The following is a 16,636-nucleotide window of genomic DNA, read 5'->3' as shown; positions in this document are numbered from 1 at the left end:
CGTCCGTGCCGGACGTCGTCTTCCCCTGCCTCAACGAGGCCGGGGCCCTGCCCCAGGTCCTCCCCCGGCTGCCCGCGGGCTACCGGGCCATCGTGGCCGACAACGGCTCCACCGACGGGTCGGCGCAGGTCGCCGCCGACCACGGCGCCACCGTCGTGACGGTGCCGCAGCGGGGCTTCGGCGCGGCCGCCCACGCCGGGCTGGAGGCGGCCACCGCCGACGTCGTCTGCTTCTGCGACGCCGACGCGTCGATGGACCCCGCCCAGCTGCCCCGGGTGGCCGGGCCCGTGCTCGCCGGCGAGGCGGACCTGGTGCTGGGCCGCCGCCGGCCGACCACCCGCGGCGCCTGGCCGCTGCACGCCCGGGTGGCCAACACCGCGCTCGGCCTGATGCTGCGCCGGCGCACCGGGCTGTCGCTGCACGACCTGGGCCCGATGCGCGCCGGACGACGAGAGGCGCTGCTGGCGCTGGGCCTCACCGACCGCCGCTTCGGCTACCCGCTGGAGATGGTGACCCGCGCGGCGGACGCCGGCTGGCGGATCGTCGAGGTGGACGTCGACTACGCCCCGCGCGCGGAGGGCACGAAGTCGAAGGTCACGGGCACAGTGCTGGGCACCGTGAAGACCATCAACGACATGCGCAAGGTGCTCGCCCGATGACGCAGCTCCTGGTCATCACCAAGGCGCCGGTGCCGGGCCGGAGCAAGACCCGGCTCAGCCCGCCGTGCACCCCCGACCAGGCGGCCGCGATCGCCGCCGCCGCCGTCGGCGACACCCTCGACGCCGTTCGGGCCACGCCGGTGCAGCGCCGGGTGGTCGCGCTGGACGGCGCCCCGCTGGACCTGGACCTGTCCGGCTGCGTCGTCGTCCCGCAGGTCGAGGGCGACCTCGGCACCCGGCTGGCGCACGCCTTCGCCGACGCGATGGCCGGGCCGGACGGCGCGCTGCCCACGCTGCTGATCGGCATGGACACCCCGCAGGTGACCGCGGACCTGCTCGCCGGCTGCCTGGCCGAGCTGGTGGCGGCCGGCCCCGGGACCGCGGTGCTCGGCGTCGCGCCGGACGGCGGCTGGTGGGCCCTCGGCGTGCACTCCCCCGCCGACGCCGCCGTCCTGCCCGACGTCCCGATGTCCCGAGACGACACCGCCGTGCTCACCCGCGCCGCGCTGGAGCGGGCCGGGCTGACCGTCCAGGACCTGCCGCAGCTGACCGACGTCGACCACTTCCCCGACGCGCTCTCGGTGGCCGCCGAGTGCCCGCCGGACAGCCGCACGCGCCGGGTCGTCGACGGGATCGCGGCGACCCTCCCGTGACCCGCGCCCTGGACCGGGTGCTGGGCGCCCGGCTGCCCGCACCGCCGGAGCAGCTGCGCCGCGGCCCGTTCCGGCCCGGCGCGTTCCCCAGTCCGCTGCACTCCGAGCGGCGGGCGGCGCGCACCGGCGCCTTCCTCGGCCTGGCGTTCACCGTCTGCTTCCTGACCGGCCTGCTCAGCCACTGGGTGCAGCAGCCGCCCGGCTGGTTCAGCTGGCCGGCGTCGCCGTCCTGGCTGTACCGGGTCAGCCAGGGCACCCACGTCGCGACCGGGCTGGCGTCGATCCCGTTGCTGCTGGTCAAGCTGTGGACGGTCTACCCGAAGCTCTTCGAGTGGCCGCCGGCCGGGTCCCCGGCCCGCGCGGTGAGCCGGCTCGCCGTGCTGGTGCTCGTGGGCGCCAGCGTGATGCAGCTGCTGACCGGCCTGATCAACATCGCCGAGTGGTACCCGTTCGGCTTCTTCTTCACCACCACGCACTACTGGACCGGCTGGATCGCCATCGGCGCCGTCCTCGTCCACGTCGGCGCCAAGGCCCCGGAGATCCGCCGGGGCCTGGCCCGCCGCGGGTCCCCGGGCGCCACCGCCGGGCTGGACGACGCGACGGCCGCCGAGCTCACCGCGGTCGACACCGAGGCCGAGGTCAGCGGCGTCCCGCGCCGGGCGTTCGTGCTCGCCGCCGGGCTCACCGTCGGCGCGGTCACCCTCACCACCGTCGGGCAGTCGGTCACGCCGCTGGCCCGGGTGTCGGTGCTGGGCCCCCGCATCGCCGGCGTCGGGCCGCAGGGGCTGCCCGTGCGGCAGACCGCGGAGCGGGCGGGCACCACCGACGTGGGCGCGGACTACCGGCTCGTGGTCGACGGTCCGGACCGGCTGGAGCTGTCGCTGGCCGACCTGCAGGCGTTCCCCCAGCACACCGAGCGGCTGCCGATCAGCTGCGTCGAGGGGTGGAGCGCGAACGCCACCTGGACCGGCGTCCGGCTGGCCGACCTGCTCGAGGCGGCGGGCCTGCCGCGGGACACCGAGGTCACCGTCGAGTCGCTGCAGACCGGCGGGCTGTACCGGGTCTCCACGGTCTCCCCGCCGCACGCGCGCAGTCCGCGGACGCTGCTGGCGCTGCGGCTCAACGGCGAGGAGCTGGCGCCCGACCACGGCTACCCGGTGCGGCTGATCGCGCCCAACCGGCCCGGCGTGATGCAGACCAAGTGGGTCACCCGGGTGACCCCCGGCGCGGGCGGGATCGGCGGATGAGCACCGCCGCGCCCCGGGCCGCCGACCCGTACCTGTCCGACCCGCGCCGCCCGGCGACCAGCGCGCTGACCCCCTGGTGGCGGTGGCTGTTCCTGCTGCCCGGGCTCGCGGCCGTGCTCTACGGCGTCCGGGGGCTGCTCACCGCCGGCGGCCGGGTGCCGCTGGACTCCTGGCTGACCTGGTTCGTCGGCAGCGCGCTGCTCAGCGACCTGGTGATCACCCCGGTGTGGATCGCGCTGGGCTGGCTGTCGACCCGGCTGCTGCCGCGCGCCGCCCGGCCGGCGGCGGTGGTGGGCGCAGCGGTCAGCGGGGTGCTGACCCTGGTCGCGCTGCCGTTCGTGCTGGGGAAGGGCTACGACCCGGCCAACCCGTCGTTCCTGCCGCGCGACTACGGCCAGACCCTGCTCGTGCTGGTGCTCGTCGTGCTGGCCGTCAGCGCGGTGGTGGGGACGGTCGCCGTGCTGCGCGAGCGCCGCCGCAGCTGACGACGCCGCCCCGGGTTTCACCCGGTGCAGCGGGGGCAGCCTGCCGCGGTGAGCACACCCCGCGACGTCCCGGCCGGCCGCCGCCGGGTGCTGCTGTCCGGGCTGCTGCTCGGCGCGGGCGCCGCCGGCGCGGTCGACGAGATCGTGTTCCACCAGCTGCTGCACTGGCACCACTTCTACGACCGGGCCAGCGGCGCCGCCGGGCTGGTGTCCGACGGGCTGCTGCACGCCGCCACCTGGTCGGCGACGGTGGCCGGGCTGGCGCTGCTGGCCGACGTCCGCCGGCGCGGCACCTGGTCGCCGGCGACCTGGTGGGGCGCGGTGCTGCTGGGCGCGGGCGCCTTCCAGACCTGGGACGGCCTGGTGCACCACAAGCTGCTCCGGCTGCACCAGGTGCGCTACGGCGTGGACCTGACCGGCTACGACGTGCTCTGGACCGGTGCGGGGCTGCTGGTCGGGCTGGCCGGGGTGCTGCTGGTGCTGCGCGGCCGGCGCGCATGACGTCCCTGGTCTGGGTGGTCGCGGTCGCCGCGGTGGCGGCGTACCTGGTCGCGGCCGGCCAGCGGCCCTGGCCGGTCGCCCGGACGGCGTCCTGGCTGGCCGGGGTGGGCTGCGCGGTCGCCGCCCTCACCGTCCCGGCCGCCGGGCACAGCGGCGGCTCCGCACACCCCGACCTGCGCGCCCACATGGCCGCGCACCTGCTGCTGGGCATGGTCGCGCCGGTGTTCCTGGCCCTGGCCCGCCCGGTGACCCTGACCCTGCGGGCGCTGCCGGTCACCGCGGCCCGGCGGGTCGGCCGGCTGCTGCGGACGCCACCGGTCCGGGTGCTCACCGACCCGGTCGTCGCCACCGCGGTCAACGTCGCGGGGCTCTGGCTGCTCTACGGCACCGGGCTGCTGACCGCGGTGCTGCACTCGCCGTCGCTGCACCTGCTGGTGTCCGGGCACGTGCTGCTGACCGGGTGGCTGGCGACGACCGCCGTCCTGGCGCTGGAGCCGACCGCCCACCGCCGCGGCGTCGTCGTCCGGGCCGTGGCCCTGGCCGGCGGGATGGCGGCGCACGACGTGCTGGCGAAGACCCTCTACGCCTTCCCGCCCGCCGGGGTCACCGGCGCCGAGGCGGGCGCGCGGCTGATGTACGACGGCGGCACGGTGGTGCACCTGGTCGTCGCCGGCCTGCTGTGGCGGCAGTGGTACCGCTCGCGGGCGTCGGTGCGCGCGGCCGCCCTGGCCTGAGCTCCACGCCCGCCGGGCTCAGCCGCGGTGCTGCTCGGCGAAGGTGGCGAACCGGCGGAGGGAGAACCGGACGCCGGCGGCCATCACCGGGCGCACCAGCGGCCAGCCCAGCCGCCCCAGCACGCCCAGCGGCAGGTCCAGCCCCTCGCTCCAGACGAACGTCGAGCCGGTGGCGCCGCGCGGCCGCACCTCGAAGGTGCCGGTGCCGCGCACCACCCGGCCGGTGTGCCGGACGTCGACCCGGCGCGGGGACTGCCAGTCGGTGACCAGCATCGTGTCCAGCACGCCGATCCGCCGTCCGCCCAGCAGCCCGGCGGGCAGCTTGACCCCGGTCACCGCGGCCAGCCGGCCGCCCACGCCCTGCCCGTCGCCGTCCACCGCGCGCACGTCGGTGAGCAGCATCCACTCGCCCTGCCGGTCCCAGTCGACCAGCGCCGCCCAGACCTGCTCCGGCGGTGCGTCGACGTCGACCTGTTCGGTCAGCTCAGGCACCGGTCCTCTTCTCGTGGTCCGCGACCACCGGGAGCCCGTCGGGGTCGGTGTCGTCGGTGTCCTCGGTGTCGTCCCGCCCGGCCTGGTGGTCGGCGGCGTGTCTGGGAGCGGCGTGCGCTCCGGTCCGCGGGGGCACCGCGGCGCGCAGCTCCGCGATCTCGGCGTCCCGTTCGTCGAGCACCTGGGCGAACTGGTCCAGCAGCCAGTCGACCTCCGTCATCCGGTACCCCCGGAAGGCCACCGAGATGCGCAGCGCGCGCACGTCGTCCCCGACCACCGCCCGGTCGTCGGGCAGCTCGACCGGTGACCGGCCGACCTCGGCCGGCGGCTGGGTCTCCCCGCGCCCGAGCAGCAACGAGCCGCCCAGGAACAGCAGCCCGCCGACGACCACCAGGCCGACGACGAACACGACGCCGGTCACGGTCAGTCGTCGACCGGCGCCGGCGCGGGCACGGCCTCCCCGCGCGGGGGCTCCGGGGCGTTCTGCGCCCGGGCGGCGTCCGCGGCCTGGATCACCCGGACCGCCTCGGCGATGTCGTCGGTGACGTGCAGCAGGTCGAGGTCGGCGGGGCTGACCGTGCCCTGCTCGACCATCGTGTCCCGCACCCAGTCGACCAGCCCGGACCAGTACGCGCTGCCGAACAGGATCACCGGGAACCGGGTGACCTTGCGGGTCTGGACCAGGGTCAGCGCCTCGAACAGCTCGTCGAGGGTGCCGAAGCCGCCGGGCAGGATCACGAAGGCCTGCGCGTACTTGACGAACATCGTCTTCCGCACGAAGAAGTAGCGGAACAGGATGCCCACGTCGACCCACTCGTTGAGCTCCTGCTCGAACGGCAGCTCGATGCCCAGCCCGACCGACATGCCGCCGGCCTGGCAGGCGCCCTTGTTGGCCGCCTCCATCGCGCCGGGGCCGCCGCCGGTGATCACCGCGTAGCCCGCGTCGGCGAGCGCGGCACCCAGCTGGACGCCGGCCTCGTAGTACGGCGAGTCGCGCGGGGTGCGGGCGCTGCCGAAGACGCTGACCGCCCGCGGCAGCTCGGCCAGCAGCCCGAAGCCCTCGACGAACTCGGCCTGGATGCGCAGCACCCGCCACGGGTCGGTGTGCACCCAGTCGCTGCCGTTGCGCCGGTCGAGCAGCCGCTGGTCGGTCGTCGTGCCGTCCATCGCGGGGTCGGGCTCGCCGCCGCGCAGGGTGATGCCGCCACGGTGCCGGATGGGCCGGCGTCGACGGTCGTCGGACTCGCTCATGCGTCACTCCTGCTGAGGTAGGCGATCAGGGCGTCCTCGGCCGGCTGCAACCGGTCGACCCGGACGTGCTCGTCCACGGTGTGGGCCAGGTTCGGGTCGCCGGGGCCGTAGTTGAGCGCGGGGATGCCGAAGGCGGCGAACCGGGCGACGTCGGTCCAGCCCAGCTTCGCCCGCGCCGGCTGCCCCACCGCGGCGACGAAGGCGGCAGCCGCCGGCTCGGCCAGGCCCGGCAGCGCGCCGCCGGAGGAGTCGGTGAGTTCGAGGGTCACGCCGTCGGCCAGCGCGCCGGCGAACACCTCGCGGACGTGCGCGAGCGCCTGGTCCTCGTCCCGGTCGGGGGCGAACCGGAAGTTCACCGTCACCCGGCACTCGTCCGGGACGACGTTGCCGGCGACCCCGCCCTCGACCCGGACGGCGTTGAGGCCCTCGCGGTAGGTCAGCCCGTCGATCTGCACCTCGCGGGCCCGGTACTGCGCCAGCGTGGTCAGCACCCCGGCCGCGCCGTGCACCGCGTTGACCCCCAGCCAGGACCGGGCGCTGTGCGCGCGCCGGCCGGGCACGGTGAGCACCACCCGCAGGGTGCCCTGGCAACCGCCCTCGACCACGCCGTCGGTGGGCTCGAGCAGGATCGCCAGGTCGCCGTACAGCCAGCCGCGGCGCTCGCGGGCGACCCGGCCGAGACCGTTGCGGACCGCCTCGACCTCCTCGTTGTCGTAGAAGACGAACGTGAGGTCGCGGGCGGGCTCCGCGCCGGGGACGCCGAACCGCGCGGCCAGCCGCAGCATCACCGCGTCGCCGGCCTTCATGTCGCTGGTGCCGCAGCCGTAGAGCCGGTCCTCGCCGTCGACCGTCTCCCGCCGGCTGGGCAGGTTGTCCGCGATCGGCACCGTGTCCAGGTGCCCGGCGAGCACGATGCGGGTGTCCCGGTCGAGGTTCGTGCGGGCCAGCACCGCGTCGCCGACCCGCTCGACCTCCAGGCCGCCGAGCCCGCGCAGGGCGGCCTCCACGGCGTCCGCGATCGACTGCTCGGAGCCGGACACCGAGGGGACGTCGACGAGCCGGCGGGTGAGGGTGAGGACGTCGGCGGTCAGGTCGAGCTCGGGCTGCAGGTCGCTCACGACTCCCGAGCGTAGACAAAGGACCCGGTCGCCCCTCCCGGGCCGCTCCGCGACCCGCGAGCCTCTGCGACCGGGCCGTCTGGCCCCATCGGTAGCCTCGGTGCCCGTGACGAGCGCAGAGCAGACCACCGGTGCCAACGCCGTCGGGCTGGCCACCCTGACCGCCGACGGCACGGTGCTGGACACCTGGTACCCGGCCCCCTCGCTGAGCAGCGCCGACCAGGGCGAGTCCGGCACCCAGCTGATCGGCGTCCTGGAGCTGGAGGGGCTGCTCGGCCCCGACGTCACCGGCCTGGTCCGCACCGACGACGCCCGCGGGGTGCAGGTGGTCGCGGTGTCCACCACCATCGCCGACCTCGCCGCGCCGCCGGTCGACGCGCACGACGTCTACCTGCGCCTGCACCTGCTCTCGCACCGCCTCGTCCGCCCGCACGGGGTGAACCTGGACGGCCAGTTCGGGTTGCTGGCCAACGTGGCCTGGACCAGCGCCGGCCCGGTGCTCGCCACCGAGCTGGACGCCGTCCGGGCCCGGCTGCGGGTGGCCGCCGGCGGGCAGCTCACCGTCTTCGGCGTGGACAAGTTCCCGCGGATGGTCGACTACGTGCTGCCGTCGGGCGTGCGGGTCGCCGACGCCGACCGGGTGCGGCTGGGTGCGCACCTCGCCGAGGGCACCACGGTCATGCACGAGGGCTTCGTCAACTTCAACGCCGGCACCCTCGGCCCGTCGATGGTCGAGGGCCGGATCAGCGCCGGCGTCGTGGTGGACGCCGACTCCGACATCGGCGGCGGCGCCTCGATCATGGGCACGCTGTCCGGCGGCGGGAAGCAGGTCATCTCGATCGGCAAGGGCTGCCTGCTCGGCGCCAACGCAGGCATCGGCATCTCCCTCGGCGACGGCTGCGTCGTCGAGGCCGGCTGCTACGTCACCGCCGGGTCGAAGGTGCGGCTGCCCGACGGCACGACCATCAAGGCCGGCGAGCTCTCCGGCCGCGACGGCCTGCTGTTCCGCCGCAACTCCGTCAGCGGCGCGCTGGAGGCCCTGCCCCGCAACGGCGACTGGGGCGCCCTCAACGCCGCCCTGCACGCCAACTGACGGATACCCGCCCCCACCCGCGGTTTCGCGCGCCTTCCCACGCACCCGCGGGTTTCGCGCGCCTTCCCACGCACGCGCGGTTTCGCGCGCCTTCCCACCCGCGGTTTCGCGCGCCTTCCCACGCACGCGCGGGTTCGCGCGCCTTCCCACGCGCGGTTTCGCGCGCCTTCCCACGCACACGCGGTTTCGCGCGCCTTCCCACGCGCGGGTTCGCGCGCCTTTCCACGCGCGGTTGGCGTGGGTCAGGCGAGGAGGTCGTCGGGGCCGGGGGTCTCGGGGGTGTTGGACGGCGGCAGCGCCGGGTGGGTGAGGTGCTCCAGCAGCGCCACGGTGAACTCCTGCGGGCGCTCGACGTGCGGTGAGTGGCCGACCCCGGGCAGCAGCACCTCGCGGTAGCGGCCGCCGCTGGCGGCGTACCGGTCGAGCACCGCGCGGGTCTGGGTGACCATCGGCTGCGGCGGGAACTCCGCGTCCCCCGGCCAGCCCGGCACCGCGCCGACCGAGCCGAGGAACGCCAGGTCGAACGCCGAGGTGTCGGACACGATCTGGTCGGCGTCCCCCCGCACCCAGAGCACCGGTGGCTTCACCGGCAGGTCCACGATCGAGGAGACGTCGAGCACCGTGGGCGCCATGGTGTTCAGCACGCCGCGCTCCCCCGGCGCCGTCCCCGGCCACGCCTCGACCGCCGTCGCGTCGCCCGGGTAGTGGTCCGGGCCCGTGCGGGTGGTCAGCATCGAGGCGACGAACACGTCCTCCAGCACCGGGTCCAGCGGCAGCGAGCCGGGCGCGACGTAGAAGGCACGCAGGATCGACCGCGGGCTGGTGGGCGCGTCCGCGGAGGTGTCGCCCGCGGCCAGCGCGGCCACGAAGTCGGGGTTGGCCGCGCCGCCGCCCGAGCCGGTGCCGTCGGCGTGCACCGGCTGCCCGTCGTGGCCCACGGTGCCGCCGAAGCCGTAGGGCGACACCGGCGCCACCAGGACGACGGAGGCGACCCGCTGCGGTGCGTCGAGCAGGTGCTGCAGGACGACGCCGGCGCCCATGCTCCAGCCGACCAGGTGCACCCGCTCCAGGCCGAGCGCGTCGAGCAGCGCACCGAGGTCGTCGGCCCAGTCGCGCACCCCGCGGCGGGCGTCGACCGGCAGCGGGTCGGTGCCGCCGTACCCGCGCAGGTCGACGGCGAGCGCCCGCCACCGCGGGTCGAGGGCGAGCAGCTGCGGCTGCCAGAAGGCCGCCGAGCTGACGTTGCCGTGCACGAACAGCACCGCCTCGCCGCCCCCGGACGGGTCGACGTCGTCGGCGTGCAGCACCTGCTGGGTCAGCCGGGCGGTGGGCACCGAGGTGGCGGTGACGCCGGGGAGCAGCAGGTCAGCGGGCACGGGGCGGCTCCAGGAGGTCAGGGCCGGGGCTCCCCCGGCGCGTCCCCGGCAGGCTAGTGGGGCACGCCACGGCGACGTCGACTCCCGGCCCTGCCACGCCTGCCGACCTACCATCGGAGGCGATGGCGAGCACCCGGGTCGGCAGCCGCCCGCCACCGGTCCGCCCGACCCGGCCGGCGGTCCGCTCGAAGGGGCGACGGCGCCGCCCGTCCGTCCGCCGGTTCGTCCCCCTCGTGGTCGTGGTGCTGCTCGCCGCGCTCGTCGCCGTCCTGTGGGACCGCCGTGAGGAGCTGATCCCCCCGATGGCCAGCCAGTGCTCGATCCCCGGCAGCGACGTCGAGCTCACCACCGAGCAGGCAGCCAACGCCGCGACCATCGCCGCCGTCGCCCGCTCCCGCGGGCTGCCCGCCCGGGCCACCGTCGTCGCGCTGGCGACCGCGCAGCAGGAGTCCCGGCTCCGCAACCTGGACTACGGCGACCGCGACTCCCTCGGCCTGTTCCAGCAGCGGCCGTCGCAGGACTGGGGGACGCCCGAGCAGGTCCGCGACCCGGTCTACGCCGCCGGGAAGTTCTTCGACCGGCTGGTGGAGGTGCCCGGCTGGGAGACCGGCCGGCTGACCGAGGTCGCCCAGGCGGTCCAGCGCAGCGGCTTCCCCGAGGCCTACCAGCAGTGGGAGCCGCTGGGCACCGCGCTGGCCGGTGCCCTGCTCGCCACCACGCCCGACGCGCTGCGCTGCGGCTTCCCCCCGCCGACGACCAGCGGCCCGGCGGCCCAGCGCACCGGGGCGGTGGCCGAGGTGGTGCGCCGGGAGGCGGGCGCACCGACGGTCGAGGACGGCACCGTCTCGGTCGCCGGCGCCGGCTGGCCCGAGGCCACCTGGGCGGTCGCCCACGCCGAGCGCCTGCAGCTGGACCGGGTCGTGATGGACGGCTGGCGCTGGACGCCGTCGACCGGCTGGGAGCAGACGCCCAGCGCCTTCGCCCTCCCCCTCCAGCTGCGGCTCGCCTGAGCCGTCAGCCGCCGTCGGCCAGGACGACGGTCAGCGCCGCGGCGGAGGCCAGCGCGGCGAGCGCGCGGACGGTGTTCCACGCCGTCCACCGGCGGAGGTAGTCGGTCCACGCCACGTCGGCCCCGGCCAGCGCGTCGTTGAGCGGCACGTTGGCCAGCACCGTCACCCCGAAGACCCCGAGCAGGAACAGCGCCGCGCCGGCCAGCACCAGCGGCCGGCGCTCCCCCGCCAGCTCCCCCACCGCCAACGCCGCGCACAGCAGCGCCGTGCCGAGGAACAGCGCCAGGAACGGCGGCCGGACGGCGGCCCGGTTGACCGACTGCATCGCGGCGACGCCCGCCGGGCCGGGCAGCGCGGCCAGCGCCGGCATCACCATCAGGCTGAAGACGGCGAAGGCCCCGGCCACCACCGCGGTGGCGACCCCGGTGACGAGCACCAGGGCCCTCACCCCCAGCACCCCGCTGCGGCGCTGCGCCGGACGAGGTCGGCGAGGTCGCCGGCCGGCCGGCCGAGCACCTGCTGGACGCCGTCGGTGGGCGCGGAGTTCCGCCCGTCCAGCACCTCGGTGAACAGGTGCGCGAGCAGGTCCAGGACGTCGTCCGGCACGCCTTGGCCGGCGAGCTCGGCGCGGAAGCCGTCCAGCGGCACGGGGCGGTAGCCGACCGGCCGGTCCAGGGCGGCCGCGATCTCCTGCACCGCCTCGGCGAAGGTGAGCGCGCGCGGGCCGGTCAGCTCGTAGGTGCGCCCGGCGTGGCCCTCGTCCAGGAGCGCGGCCACGGCGGCGTCGGCGACGTCGTCGGCGTCCAGGAACGGCTCGGGCACGTCACCCACCGGCAGCGCGAGCTCCCCGGCCGCGACCGCCGCGGCGAACTGGCCCTCGCTGAAGTTCTGCGCGAACCAGCTGCAGCGGAGCACCGTCCAGGCCAGGCCCGTCTCCTCGGCCACCGACCGCACCGCCTGCTCGGCCCGCTGGGCGCCGGGCTCTCCGCGGCCGGACAGCAGCACCACCCGCCGGGCCCCCGCGGCCGCGGCCCGGCGGGTGAGCGCCGCCACCGTCGCGTCGGCGCCGGGGACGGCCAGGTCGGGGGCGTACGCCAGGTACACCCCGGCGGCGCCCTGCAGGGTGGCGTCCCAGGTGCCCGGGTCGGCCCAGTCCAGGACGCACCTGCTGCTGCGGGACGCCACCCGCACCCGCGCTCCCCGCGCCCGGAGGCGCTGCACGACGCGGCTGCCGGTGGTCCCGGTGCCGCCTGTCACCAACTGGGTGTCCGTCATGCACCCAGTCCATCGGTGCGCCGTGAGACGGGCCATCGTCCAGACTCCCGATGGCATGCGCGTGCGTCTAACCTCACCCGCGTGGACGCCGTCTCCGCCCTCCTCAACGGCCCGCGGGCCAGCGACGCCTTCCTGCTCCGCTCGGTGCTCCGCGCCCCGTGGTCGATGCGGATCGCCGACGAGGCGCCGCTGACCGTCCTCGCCGTCCTGCGCGGCACGGCGTGGGTGCTGCCCGCCGGCGGCCGGGCCGAGCAGCTGGACGCCGGGGCGGTGGCCCTGGTCCGCGGTCCCCGGCCCTACGTCGTCGCGGACGACCCGGCCACCGCACCCCAGGTCGCCATCGGGCCGGGGCAGGTCTGCACGCCGCTGGGCGCGCCGACGATGGCGGGCCTGGGCACCCGGAGCTGGGGCAACGACCCGGACGGCGAGACCGTGCTGGTCACCGGCACCTACACCGACCCGGGCGCGGTCGGACAGCGGCTGGTGCGGGCGCTGCCGGAGCTGGTCGTCGTCCCGCCGGAGCCCGGGACCGGCGCGGTCACCGGCCTGCTCGCCGCCGAGCTGGGCCGGGAGGCGCCGGGCCAGGAGGCGGTGCTCGACCGGCTGCTGGACGTGACGCTGGTCAGCGCGCTGCGCACCTGGGCCGGCCGGCCGGGCGCCGGCGCCCCCGGCTGGTACCTCGCGGACGGCGACCCGGTCGTCGGGCCGGCGCTGCGACTGCTGCACGAGCGGCCCGCCGACCCCTGGACCGTGGGCTCGCTCGCCGCCGCCGTGGGCGTCTCCCGGGCCACCCTCGCCCGGCGGTTCACCGAGCTCGTCGGCGAGCCGCCGATGGGCTACCTGACCGGCTGGCGGATCGCGCTCGCCTCGGACCTGCTCGCCGACCCGGCGCTCACCATCGCCGGCATCGCCCGCCGGGTCGGCTACGCCGGGCCCTTCGCGCTGAGCACCGCCTTCAAGCGGGTCACCGGCGTCAGCCCGGCCACCCACCGCGCCACCGCCACCGGTTGACGCGGCGCCGGCTGAGGCGCCGTCCGGGCTCACCGCCGGTGCTCCTGGCTCACCTCCTGCGCTGAGCCAGGAGCACGCGGGATCAGGTCACCTGATCCCGGCGTCACCCCGCGAGGCGCTCCACGGCGGCGTCGACGCGCTCGTCGCTCGCGGTCAGCGCCATCCGCACGTGCCGCTCGCCCGCCGGGCCGTAGAAGCTGCCCGGAGCGGCGACGATGCCCAGGCCGGCCAGCCAGTCGATCGTCGTCCAGCAGTCCTCGTCGCGGCTGACCCACAGGTAGAGGCCGGCCTCGGAGTGGTCGATCCGGGCCCCGGCCGCCCGCACGGCGGCCGCCAGCCGGTCCCGGCGCAGCCGGTAGCGCTCGCGCTGGACGGCGACGTGCCCGTCGTCGGCGAGCGCGGCGGCCATCGCGGCCTGCACCGGGGTGGGCACCAGCAGCCCGAGGTGCCGCCGGACCTCCCAGACCCGCCGCACCAGCGCGGGGTCGCCGGACAGCAGCCCGCCGCGGTACCCGGCCGCGGTGGACTGCTTGGACAGCGAGTGCACCGCCAGCAGCCCGGTGTGGTCCGGGCCGGCGACGTCCGGGTGCAGCAGCGAGCGCGGGACGACGTCCCAGCCCAGCTCGACGTAGCACTCGTCGGCCACGACCGGCACGCCGTGCGCTCGGCCCCAGGTGACCCAGGCCCGCAGCTCGTCGTCGGTGAGCACCCGGCCGTGCGGGTTGCCCGGCGAGTTCAGCCAGACCAGGACCGCGTCACCCGGGTCGTCCGGCGGGGTGTCCGTGCGGAGCACCTGCAGCCCGGCGACGACCGCGCCGACCGCGTAGGTCGGGTAGGCGACCTCGGGCAGCAGCACCGTGCCTGCGCCGGTCAGCCCCAGCAGCGTCGGCAGCAGGGCCACCAGCTCCTTGGAGCCGACGGTCGGGATCACCGACGGGTCGGCGCCGAACGGGTCGGCCACCTGCACGCCGAGCCGCCGGGACAGCCAGCCCGCGGCCGCCCGGCGCACCTCGGCGGTGCCCAGCGCCGTCGGGTACCCCGGGGCGTTCCCGGCCGCGGCCAGCGCCTCGCCCAGCAGCGACGGCGTCGGGTCGACCGGGGTGCCGATCGAGAGGTCGACGACGCCGCCGCGGTGCTCAGCGGCGCGGGCGCGCGCTGCGGTCAGCGAGTCCCAGGGGAAGTCCGGCAGCCGGACCGCGCTCAGTGCCCCTCGCCCTGCGGCGGGAGGGCGGCGACCAGCGGGTGGTCCTTGTGGATCTTGCCGGTCTTGGCGGCGCCGCCGGGGCTGCCCAGGTCGGAGAAGAACTCCACGTTGGCGTTGTAGAAGTCCTTCCACTTGTCCGGGACGTCGTCCTCGTAGTAGATGGCCTCCACCGGGCAGACCGGCTCGCAGGCACCGCAGTCGACGCACTCGTCGGGGTGGATGTAGAGCATCCGGTCGCCCTCGTAGATGCAGTCCACCGGACACTCGTCGATGCACGCCTTGTCGAGGACGTCGACGCAGGCCTGGGTGATGACGTAGGTCACGGGGTTCCTCCGGGAGCGAGTTCCCTGGCTGACCAGGGGTGCGTTCGATCTTCCCCAAGTATCACCCGAGGTCCCCCCGGTCAGCGCGACGGGTGGCGGGACACGACCCGGTGACCGGTCGCCGGGGCCTCCGTCGCAGGATTCCGGGCATGGGACAGAAGCGCTCACCGCTGGGTGTCGGCGACCTGGAGCGGGTGGCTGCCCGCGGCTGGCGGGCGCTGGAGGAGGCCGACCTCGGCGGCTGGCTGCTCCGCGCGGGCGGCGGGTTCACCGGCCGGGCCAACTCGGTGCTCGTGGTCGGCGACCCCGGGATGCCGCTGCCGGCTGCGGTCGAGGCCGTCACGCGCTGGTACGCCGAGCGCGGGCTGCGGCCGTGCGCGCAGCTGCCCGGCGTGCAGTCCCGGGCGGCCGCGGCCGCGTTCGCCGCCGCCGGCTGGGAGCGGGACGAGGACGTCCTGGTGCTCACCGCACCGGTCGCGGCCACCCCGGCGACCAGCGTCCCGGTCGAGCTGGCCGCCGAGCCGGACGACGCCTGGCTGGCCGGCTACCGGCACCGCGGCGCGGCGCTGCCGCCGGTCGCCCGGCAGGTGCTGACCAGCGCCGAGGGCGCCGTCTTCGCCTCGGTCCGGCTGGACGACGGCCCGCTGGCGGCGGTCGCCCGGGGGGTGCTCACCGACGGCTGGCTGGGCGTCACCGCGCTGACCGTCGCCGAGGAGCACCGCCGCCGCGGGCTGGGGACGGCGGTGATGGCGGCCCTGCAGCGGTGGGCCGCCGAGCGGGGCGCGCACTCGGTGTACCTGCAGGTGACCGCGGGCAACGCCGCGGCGCGGGCGCTCTACCGCCGGTCGGGCTTCATCGAGCACCACCGCTACCACTACCGGCGGCCACCGGCCTGACCGGCGGGGAGCCCAGCGTCCGGCCGACCGCGAAGGCCGCCGCGACCACCCCGAGCAGCAGGAAGGCCAGGTTCAGCGTCGAGGTGACGGCGTCCCCGCCGGGCAGCAGCAGGTCGCCCTCGGGACGGCGCATCGTCGCGCCCACCGCGACCGCCAGCCACACCACGGCGGGCAGGACGGCGACCACCCGCGAGCCGGACAGCCGGCGCGCCCACCCGACCAGGAGGACGTTGCCGGCGACGGCGGCCACCAGCGACACCGGCACCGGGACACCGCCCAGCCGCCAGGGCATCCAGAACACCTCGACCAGCGCGAGCCAGGCCGACACCAGGACCGTCAGCACGGCCCAGCCGGCCAGCTGCAGCAGCCTCATCCGGGGAGCCCGGCGAACAGGTCGTCCTCCCAGCCCTGCGGCCCCGGGCCCGCCGGGCCCCGGTCGCCGCGCACCAGGCGGTAGTACTCCGCACCCAGCACCTCCTGGCCCAGGTTGTTCGACAGCGCGAAGAACGGGCCGTCGACGGTCATCTGGGTGGGGTGGGCGCGCATGGCGGCGTCCTTGCGGGCGGCGTAGGGGCGACCGTCCACCTCGGTGGTGACCACGTCGTCGGCGACGGCGAACGGGACGTCGTCCAGGTCGCCCAGCCCCTCGAAGGGCGACGCCTCGCCGAGCGCGGCCATCGCGTCGATGCCGGCCTGCACGACCGACCGCGGCATGGCGCACCAGTAGACCTTCGCGACGTCCCAGGCCGCGCCCAGGTCGGGGCGGTACGCCGGGTCTGCGGCGGCCTCGACCGCGCCCATCGCGACCCGGTGCGCCTGGATGTGGTCGGGGTGGCCGTAGCCGCCGACCTCGTCGTAGGTGACCACCACCTGCGGGCGGACCTCACGGACGACGGCCACCGCGTGCGCCACCGCCTCGGCCAGGTCGGCCCGCCAGAAGGCGCGCGGCGCGTCGTTGGCGGGGGTGTCCATCATCCCGGAGTCGCGGTACCGACCGGCGCCGCCGAGGAAGCGCCAGTCGGTGACCCCCAGCGCGTCCATCGCCGCAGCCAGCTCGCCGATCCGGTAGCCGCCCAGCTGGTCGGCCTGGTCGGCCGCGAGCTGGGCCAGCTCCGGCACCAGCACCTCGCCCTCCTCCCCCAGCGTGCAGGTGAGCAGGGTGACGGCGGCCCCCTCGGCGACGTAGCGGGCCATGGTGGCCCCGCAGTTGATCGTCTCGTCGTCGGGGTGGGCGTGCACGAGCAGGAGGCGGCGGTCGGCGGTCACGGGGGACATCAGACCAGAGGTCCCCCGGGACGCCGTCCGCAC

At 76.5% G+C, this 16,636-nt stretch carries 21 protein-coding genes; 10 read left to right on the top strand and 11 right to left on the bottom strand.

Annotated elements, in window-relative coordinates; all coding sequences use genetic code 11:
- The first annotated feature begins 5 nt into the window (after positions 1–5).
- The 6 genes from HL054_RS01190 to HL054_RS01165 are packed head-to-tail and all read left to right on the top strand — an operon-like array spanning position 6 to position 4,279.
- Positions 6–659: a glycosyltransferase family 2 protein gene (locus HL054_RS01190; RefSeq protein WP_369136857.1), complete on the top strand. Its 654-nt coding sequence runs from the start codon at positions 6–8 to the stop codon at positions 657–659.
- A complete protein-coding gene (locus HL054_RS01185; RefSeq protein ID WP_369136856.1) occupies positions 656–1,312 on the top strand; it encodes a TIGR04282 family arsenosugar biosynthesis glycosyltransferase in 657 nt (218 codons plus the stop codon). The genes HL054_RS01190 and HL054_RS01185 overlap by 4 nt, the downstream gene beginning before the upstream one ends.
- Positions 1,309–2,559, top strand: a complete 1,251-nt coding sequence (locus HL054_RS01180; protein WP_369136855.1) for a molybdopterin-dependent oxidoreductase — start codon at positions 1,309–1,311, stop codon at positions 2,557–2,559. Before HL054_RS01185 ends, HL054_RS01180 begins: the two co-directional genes overlap by 4 nt.
- Complete coding sequence (locus HL054_RS01175; protein WP_369136854.1) at positions 2,556–3,044, top strand: hypothetical protein; 489 nt, start codon at positions 2,556–2,558, stop codon at positions 3,042–3,044. The genes HL054_RS01180 and HL054_RS01175 overlap by 4 nt, the downstream gene beginning before the upstream one ends.
- A 48-nt stretch (positions 3,045–3,092) precedes the next feature.
- A complete protein-coding gene (locus HL054_RS01170) occupies positions 3,093–3,545 on the top strand; it encodes a DUF2243 domain-containing protein (protein ID WP_369136853.1) in 453 nt (150 codons plus the stop codon).
- Positions 3,542–4,279, top strand: a complete 738-nt coding sequence (locus tag HL054_RS01165; RefSeq protein ID WP_369136852.1) for a cytochrome c oxidase assembly protein — start codon at positions 3,542–3,544, stop codon at positions 4,277–4,279. Before HL054_RS01170 ends, HL054_RS01165 begins: the two co-directional genes overlap by 4 nt.
- An 18-nt stretch (positions 4,280–4,297) precedes the next feature.
- Here the strand turns inward: HL054_RS01165 and HL054_RS01160 are convergent, their stop codons facing one another.
- From HL054_RS01160 to dapE, 4 genes are read right to left on the bottom strand one after another with little or no spacing between them, the layout of a single operon-like run.
- Positions 4,298–4,771 carry an SRPBCC family protein gene (locus HL054_RS01160; protein ID WP_369136851.1) on the bottom strand — a complete coding sequence of 158 codons (474 nt, stop codon included), beginning with the start codon at positions 4,769–4,771 and terminating at the stop codon, positions 4,298–4,300.
- Entirely contained in the window at positions 4,764–5,192 is a 429-nt protein-coding gene (locus HL054_RS01155; RefSeq protein ID WP_369136850.1) for a DivIVA domain-containing protein, read from the bottom strand. Before HL054_RS01155 ends, HL054_RS01160 begins: the two co-directional genes overlap by 8 nt.
- 2 nt (positions 5,193–5,194) lie before the next feature.
- Positions 5,195–6,022, bottom strand: a complete 828-nt coding sequence (locus tag HL054_RS01150; protein WP_369136849.1) for a TIGR00730 family Rossman fold protein — start codon at positions 6,020–6,022, stop codon at positions 5,195–5,197.
- Positions 6,019–7,140, bottom strand: coding sequence for a succinyl-diaminopimelate desuccinylase (gene dapE, locus HL054_RS01145; RefSeq protein WP_369136848.1), 1,122 nt, complete (start codon positions 7,138–7,140; stop codon positions 6,019–6,021). Before dapE ends, HL054_RS01150 begins: the two co-directional genes overlap by 4 nt.
- A gap of 106 nt (positions 7,141–7,246) precedes the next feature.
- On the opposite strand from dapE, the gene dapD reads away from it, so the two are divergent.
- Positions 7,247–8,233, top strand: a complete 987-nt coding sequence (dapD, locus tag HL054_RS01140; protein ID WP_369136847.1) for a 2,3,4,5-tetrahydropyridine-2,6-dicarboxylate N-succinyltransferase — start codon at positions 7,247–7,249, stop codon at positions 8,231–8,233.
- Positions 8,234–8,475: 242 nt separating this feature from the next.
- Here the strand turns inward: dapD and HL054_RS01135 are convergent, their stop codons facing one another.
- A complete protein-coding gene (locus tag HL054_RS01135; RefSeq protein ID WP_369136846.1) occupies positions 8,476–9,609 on the bottom strand; it encodes an alpha/beta hydrolase in 1,134 nt (377 codons plus the stop codon).
- Between the two features lie 122 nt (positions 9,610–9,731).
- Here HL054_RS01135 and HL054_RS01130 point away from each other — a divergent pair, with 122 nt between their 5' ends.
- Positions 9,732–10,619: a hypothetical protein gene (locus HL054_RS01130; protein ID WP_369136845.1), complete on the top strand. Its 888-nt coding sequence runs from the start codon at positions 9,732–9,734 to the stop codon at positions 10,617–10,619.
- A 4-nt stretch (positions 10,620–10,623) separates the two neighbouring features.
- Here the strand turns inward: HL054_RS01130 and HL054_RS01125 are convergent, their stop codons facing one another.
- Together HL054_RS01125 and HL054_RS01120 are read right to left on the bottom strand one after the other, a co-directional pair.
- A complete protein-coding gene (locus HL054_RS01125; RefSeq protein ID WP_369136844.1) occupies positions 10,624–11,067 on the bottom strand; it encodes an anthrone oxygenase family protein in 444 nt (147 codons plus the stop codon).
- Complete coding sequence (locus HL054_RS01120) at positions 11,064–11,894, bottom strand: NAD-dependent epimerase/dehydratase family protein (protein WP_369136843.1); 831 nt, start codon at positions 11,892–11,894, stop codon at positions 11,064–11,066. The genes HL054_RS01125 and HL054_RS01120 overlap by 4 nt, the downstream gene beginning before the upstream one ends.
- Positions 11,895–11,975: 81 nt before the next feature.
- On the opposite strand from HL054_RS01120, the gene HL054_RS01115 reads away from it, so the two are divergent.
- Positions 11,976–12,905, top strand: coding sequence for an AraC family transcriptional regulator (locus tag HL054_RS01115; protein ID WP_369136842.1), 930 nt, complete (start codon positions 11,976–11,978; stop codon positions 12,903–12,905).
- Between the two features lie 103 nt (positions 12,906–13,008).
- On the opposite strand, the gene dapC is transcribed toward HL054_RS01115, so the two are convergent.
- Both dapC and fdxA read right to left on the bottom strand, forming a co-directional pair.
- A complete protein-coding gene (gene dapC / locus HL054_RS01110) occupies positions 13,009–14,094 on the bottom strand; it encodes a succinyldiaminopimelate transaminase (protein ID WP_369137960.1) in 1,086 nt (361 codons plus the stop codon).
- A gap of 11 nt (positions 14,095–14,105) precedes the next feature.
- On the bottom strand, positions 14,106–14,432 hold the full coding sequence (gene fdxA / locus HL054_RS01105; RefSeq protein WP_091988389.1) for a ferredoxin: 327 nt from the start codon (positions 14,430–14,432) through the stop codon (positions 14,106–14,108).
- Between the two features lie 149 nt (positions 14,433–14,581).
- Here fdxA and HL054_RS01100 point away from each other — a divergent pair, with 149 nt between their 5' ends.
- Positions 14,582–15,328 (top strand): GNAT family N-acetyltransferase, encoded by a 747-nt coding sequence (locus HL054_RS01100; RefSeq protein ID WP_369136841.1) that lies wholly within the window; start codon positions 14,582–14,584, stop codon positions 15,326–15,328.
- Here the strand turns inward: HL054_RS01100 and HL054_RS01095 are convergent.
- Entirely contained in the window at positions 15,285–15,701 is a 417-nt protein-coding gene (locus HL054_RS01095) for a hypothetical protein (RefSeq protein ID WP_369136840.1), read from the bottom strand. The two genes, HL054_RS01100 and HL054_RS01095, sit on opposite strands and share 44 nt — an antisense overlap.
- The gene (gene mshB / locus HL054_RS01090; protein ID WP_369136839.1) at positions 15,698–16,603 is read right to left on the bottom strand and encodes an N-acetyl-1-D-myo-inositol-2-amino-2-deoxy-alpha-D-glucopyranoside deacetylase; all 906 of its coding nucleotides are present in this window, start codon (positions 16,601–16,603) and stop codon (positions 15,698–15,700) included. Before mshB ends, HL054_RS01095 begins: the two co-directional genes overlap by 4 nt.
- Positions 16,604–16,636 lie beyond the last annotated feature (33 nt).

The organism is Modestobacter versicolor (assembly GCF_041028285.1).
Taxonomy (GTDB): domain Bacteria; phylum Actinomycetota; class Actinomycetes; order Mycobacteriales; family Geodermatophilaceae; genus Modestobacter; species Modestobacter versicolor_A.
This window is presented reverse-complemented; position numbering and strand designations above follow the sequence as displayed.